General features: G+C 46.8%; 4 protein-coding genes and 1 pseudogene. All 5 read left to right on the forward strand.

The window, feature by feature from the left end; translation table 11 throughout:
* A partial coding sequence (locus tag C7R94_RS29525; protein WP_106786031.1) for a RecQ family ATP-dependent DNA helicase occupies nt 1–1359 on the forward strand: 1359 nt, incomplete at its 5' end.
* A 17-nt stretch (nt 1360–1376) separates the two neighbouring features.
* Nucleotides 1377–1961, forward strand: coding sequence for a CPBP family intramembrane glutamic endopeptidase (locus tag C7R94_RS29530; protein ID WP_106786032.1), 585 nt, complete (start codon nt 1377–1379; stop codon nt 1959–1961).
* Nucleotides 1951–2622, forward strand: coding sequence for a LysM peptidoglycan-binding domain-containing protein (locus C7R94_RS29535; RefSeq protein ID WP_106786033.1), 672 nt, complete (start codon nt 1951–1953; stop codon nt 2620–2622). The genes C7R94_RS29530 and C7R94_RS29535 overlap by 11 nt, the downstream gene beginning before the upstream one ends.
* A gap of 50 nt (nt 2623–2672) precedes the next feature.
* Nucleotides 2673–3561 (forward strand): annotated as a pseudogene (locus C7R94_RS29540) (NAD(P)/FAD-dependent oxidoreductase).
* A 375-nt stretch (nt 3562–3936) separates the two neighbouring features.
* On the forward strand, nt 3937–4536 hold the full coding sequence (locus tag C7R94_RS29545) for a genetic competence negative regulator (RefSeq protein ID WP_007723994.1): 600 nt from the start codon (nt 3937–3939) through the stop codon (nt 4534–4536).
* The last annotated feature ends 119 nt before the right edge of the window (nt 4537–4655 follow it).

Below are 4655 nucleotides of genomic sequence, written 5' to 3' on the forward strand. Positions count from 1 at the left end.
CTGCCAGCAATGCTTTTGCCGGGTCTGACCGTCGTGGTCTCCCCGTTGATCTCCTTGATGGTCGATCAGGTGCAGCAGCTCCGGGCGAGGAAAAAAATCCCTGCCACCTATTTAAACAGTATGCAGGATCCGACAGAGTCCCGCGAAATTGTAAAAGGTCTCTCGGAAGGTGCGTACAAGCTGTTGTATATTTCTCCGGAAAAGCTCCAACAGGCCTATGTTCAACAGGCATTAAAGCGGGCGAGGGTGTCTCTGATCGCCATTGACGAAGCGCATTGCATCTCGCAATGGGGGCATGACTTTCGCACAGATTACTTGCGATTGCCTGAAGTCGTGAAACAATTGGGAGCACCTCCTGTTCTTGCTGTGACGGCAACCGCGACGGCGACTGTTCGCGAAGAAATTTGCAACTTGTTTTCCATTGAAAAGGAAGATGTTGTGTTGCAGTCTCTTAATCGGGCGAATATCGCCTATGATCTGGTTGAAGTTGCAGAGGAAACAGACAGGCGCTCCTATGTATTTGATCAGATCGATCGTTTGCAGGGACCTGGAATCGTTTACTGCAGCACGCGGCAAGCAGTAGAGGTGTTGGCAGCCTCTTATCAACTCGATGGGAAAAAACGCGTTCACGGTTACCACGGGGGGATGAACAGCATGGAGCGAATGCTGATCCAATCCCAGTTTCTCGCGGGCGAGCTGGATGTGATTATTGCAACCAATGCATTTGGCATGGGGATCGACAAGCCAGATATTCGCTACGTCATCCATTATCAAATGCCAGCCAGTTTGGAGGCATACGCTCAAGAAATCGGCCGGATCGGCCGTGACGGCAAGCCTGGGTATGCGCTTCTCTTGTTTTCGTGGGACGATTGGCAGATTCATCAGCACATGCTGGAAAAGGAGTACCCGACACAAGTACAAGTTCAAAAATACGAACAGTTGTGCAAAACCGGAGTGCCCTTGACGAACGAGGCCTTGGCGATGATGGACATATCCGAAGAAATGGGCGCACTCCTTGCCTTTTATGCAGAAAGAGTGCTGGCCTCAAACGAAGCTGCCGCTGCGGGAGAGTCGTATCCAAAGGCTCAAATCATTTGGCAGGAAACAGAAAAGAGAAAAAGCTTTAAGCAAAAAAAGCTGGCAGAAATGGTATCATACGTAAGAGGAGAAAACTGTTTGCGCGCGAGCATCAATTCGTATTTTAAAGAAAATGATCATCAATTTGATCTGTACTGCTGTAAGAAATGCGGTCTAAATACGGAAGCGTATTTCCAAACGAATGACCATGCAATCGTAAAGAATGAACAAATCAAATGGAATTTGCGGCAGGCGTTAGACACTCTTTTGCCGAACAAATAGAAGGAGAGAAACATCAAGTGAGGGAAGATCGGCTAGAGGTGGATGAAGCCACTCTTCGGCTGAATCTATGGTTGACACAAGGAATCGTGATGGGAGTGGCTGTAGCCGGTAGCTTATTAGTGCTGGGCTGGGAGGCTACTCTGTCCTTGTTTATTTTGCCAGACTGGGATGCCGTCCTGTGGGCCGTGTTTGTAGCCGCAGGTATTATCATCGCGAGTATTGCGATGGATCGTTACTTGCTTAAACGATGGCAGGATGATGGCAGTATCAATGAAAAAGTTTTTGGTACCATGTTACCATCCACCACGATTCTCGTCTGTATGGTAGTAGGGGTGGGGGAGGAATGGCTATTCCGTGGAGTCATTCAATCGCTTACCGGGAATTTTTGGAGCAGTCTTATTTTTACACTGATCCACATACGTTATTTAAAAAAACCGCTCATGATCATAAGTGTATTTGGTACAAGCTTGATCTTGGGACTCTTGTTTTCCCACTATCAATCCCTTTGGCCCTCGATTGTGGCTCATATCCTTATTGACGTCATGTTAGCGTTTTATTTACAAAAAACGATCAAGAAAAGGGGGAGGAAGAGTGAATCTTGAGCATAATCCATTGCCACCCCGACGCTCCCGTCATACTCGCCCTAAAGCGTCGTTCTCGTTTAAAAAGTGGATTCAACCGGGATTGTACTTGTTTGGACTCGTTTTTTTCGGGTTGATTGGTCTTGAGTTGTACAAGGCTAATGTCGCACACGAGTCAGCGGCTTCTGGTAGTGTTGAAGTGAAAGATGTTAGCAAAGCGAATACCACTTCGCAAGGAAGTAAGGCAGGAGAAAAGGAGCCTGTATCGGTCGTTCTTACGCCTGATCTGAATGCAACCGTGACCAAACCACCTGACAAAACGAAAACGACCGATTCAAAACCGGTTGAGCCTGCAGTGAAGGCGACCACAAGCGTACAGACATCTGCTGTGAGCCCCGTCCAAACCCAAGCTTCGACTAGTACACCACTAAACAAGGCAAAACAGATTGCGAGTCCTTCTACTAGTAAAGTTGCTACACCAGGAAAAACAGCTTCAGCACCGACTGCAACGAAATCGAAGATCGTCAAGCATGTGGTGAAGAAGGGGGAAACGTTGTTTATGCTGTCACGAAAGTACTACGGAAATAATTCGAACGTAAGGCGAATCGCAAAATACAATGGGCTCCATTCAGAAGCAGGGCTCGTCGAAGGAAAAATTGTTTTGGTTCCACTCGTACAGTAATGAGATCGTGCTCCACTGGCAATGCTATCGGGAAAAGGATAAGCAGGTGGATGCAAGTGGAGTATGATACGGTCATTGTCGGCGGCGGGATTGCAGGACTTCAAACTGCCATTCAACTTGCAAGATGCCTTCGACGCGTTGCAGTTATTGACATGCCAGGTGGTCGATCAACAATCGCCAAAGCCTACCGAAACATTCTCGGATTTTCGGAGGGGGTTAGTGGCGATTTTTTGCGTCAAGCGGGCAAGGAGCAAGCTCAAAAATACGGCGCAATTTTCATAACTGATGAGGTAACAAAGCTTGCTACTGACTCAAGCGGCTTATTTACGATAGGAACGAAAAATGGCAGACATACGCTCACTTCACGAACACTGGTTTTGGCAACGGGCATTCGTGATCCGTTCCCAACGATCGCTGGCTTCTCCGATTGTGTAGGAATATCGATTTTCTTGTGTCCCGACTGTGACGGCTATGAAACAGTTGATAAAGACACGGCAATCATTGGAGCGGGCCAGCACGCTGTTTCGATGGCAGACGAACTTATTTATTATACAAGCAGGTTAACAGTCATTAACCATGCAAAAGTGCAGGTGGATACGCAGGCAGTCTCTGGGCTGAGCCAGCGAGGGATTATGTATCGGGAGGACAAAGTATGTGCCCTGCATCATACTGCAGGGCAATTGAATGAGATCGAGCTCTCTTCAGGTGAACGGTTGTCTGTAGAAAGAGCATTTCTCGCTTTTCCTGGTGCTCATGCATTGACAGAGCTTTTGCGTGGTTTTTCCGTGCAAATTCATGAAAAGGGCCACATCCATACGAATCCGCGAACAAAAGAAACGGANNATCAATGAGCATTCTCAACAAGTGTCGATTGCCATGGGAGATGGAACACAGGCGGCCATTTGGATTCAAAAGCGGCTGCGTGAATATGAGACGTAGAAAACGCCTGATTCTGGGCGTTTTTTCATGTACAAACCTTTATGAACGAGAAGGAACCCGAACTAGCAGAGCTAAATATAAATACAGAATGAAGAACAATGAGGGGGAACTTTTCCTGGGAAAGCGCAGGAAATGACAGGCAACAACAAAGTTTCTTTTTTCATGAGTTGATTCGACATCGATAGGCGAATGCTGCGTAGGTGTCATGGTAGCTTTGTTCCAGTAACTAAATGTGATATGATAGGACTACCCCGTATTTTCCAGTCCATAAAAAAATGGATGAATACTAACGGGTATTCGCCGGAGAATGTGGAGAACTCTTACAGGCTTACCATCATATTTTGTAGTACGACTGGATGGCGAGGAGGGACAGTCATGCGTGTTGAACGCCTTGGTCAAGATAAAATACGAATCTTTTTAACTTTTGACGACCTCTCAGAGCGCGGGATAGAAAAAGAAGACATGTGGCGTGACATTCCTAAAGTTCATGAACTGTTCAACGACATGATGGAACAGGCTTATCACGAATTAGGGTTTGAGGTATCAGGGCCTGTTGCAGTTGAAGTGTTCGCCTTGCCAGCTCAGGGAATGGTCGTAATCGTAACACGTGGCAAGACGGGCTCAAAGGACGGAAAAGAGGAAGAATTCGAAGACGAGGATGTATACGAGCTAGAGGTTACATTGGAAGAAAGCGATTTGATCATGTATGCCTTCCGGGACTTTGAGCATATGGTTGAAGCCGCCCATCGAATTAACGCCCTTTTGACCAATGGCGGAGCTGCCTACTTCTACCAGGGGAAATATCATCTGGTACTGGAGGAAGTCGACTTGGATCAAGAGCGTTATCACAAGCTAATTGCGATCCTCTCTGAGTACGGAGAAGCGACGCCGATAACGATTTATGTGTTGGAAGAATACGGGAAAGTGATCGTTGCCGACGATGCTGTAAAAGAAATATGCAGGCATTTCACGTAATTGAAAAAGAAATGTCTGGGAATATAAAACAGCACCTAGTCAACCAACTAGGTGCTGTTGCTGTCTGTACAGATTATGCTAGGCCATCAAAAAAATCAGCCTCTTTACCTTGAATGGTA

This window comes from Brevibacillus sp. NRRL NRS-603, from assembly GCF_003013445.1.
Classification (GTDB): domain Bacteria; phylum Bacillota; class Bacilli; order Brevibacillales; family Brevibacillaceae; genus Brevibacillus; species Brevibacillus formosus.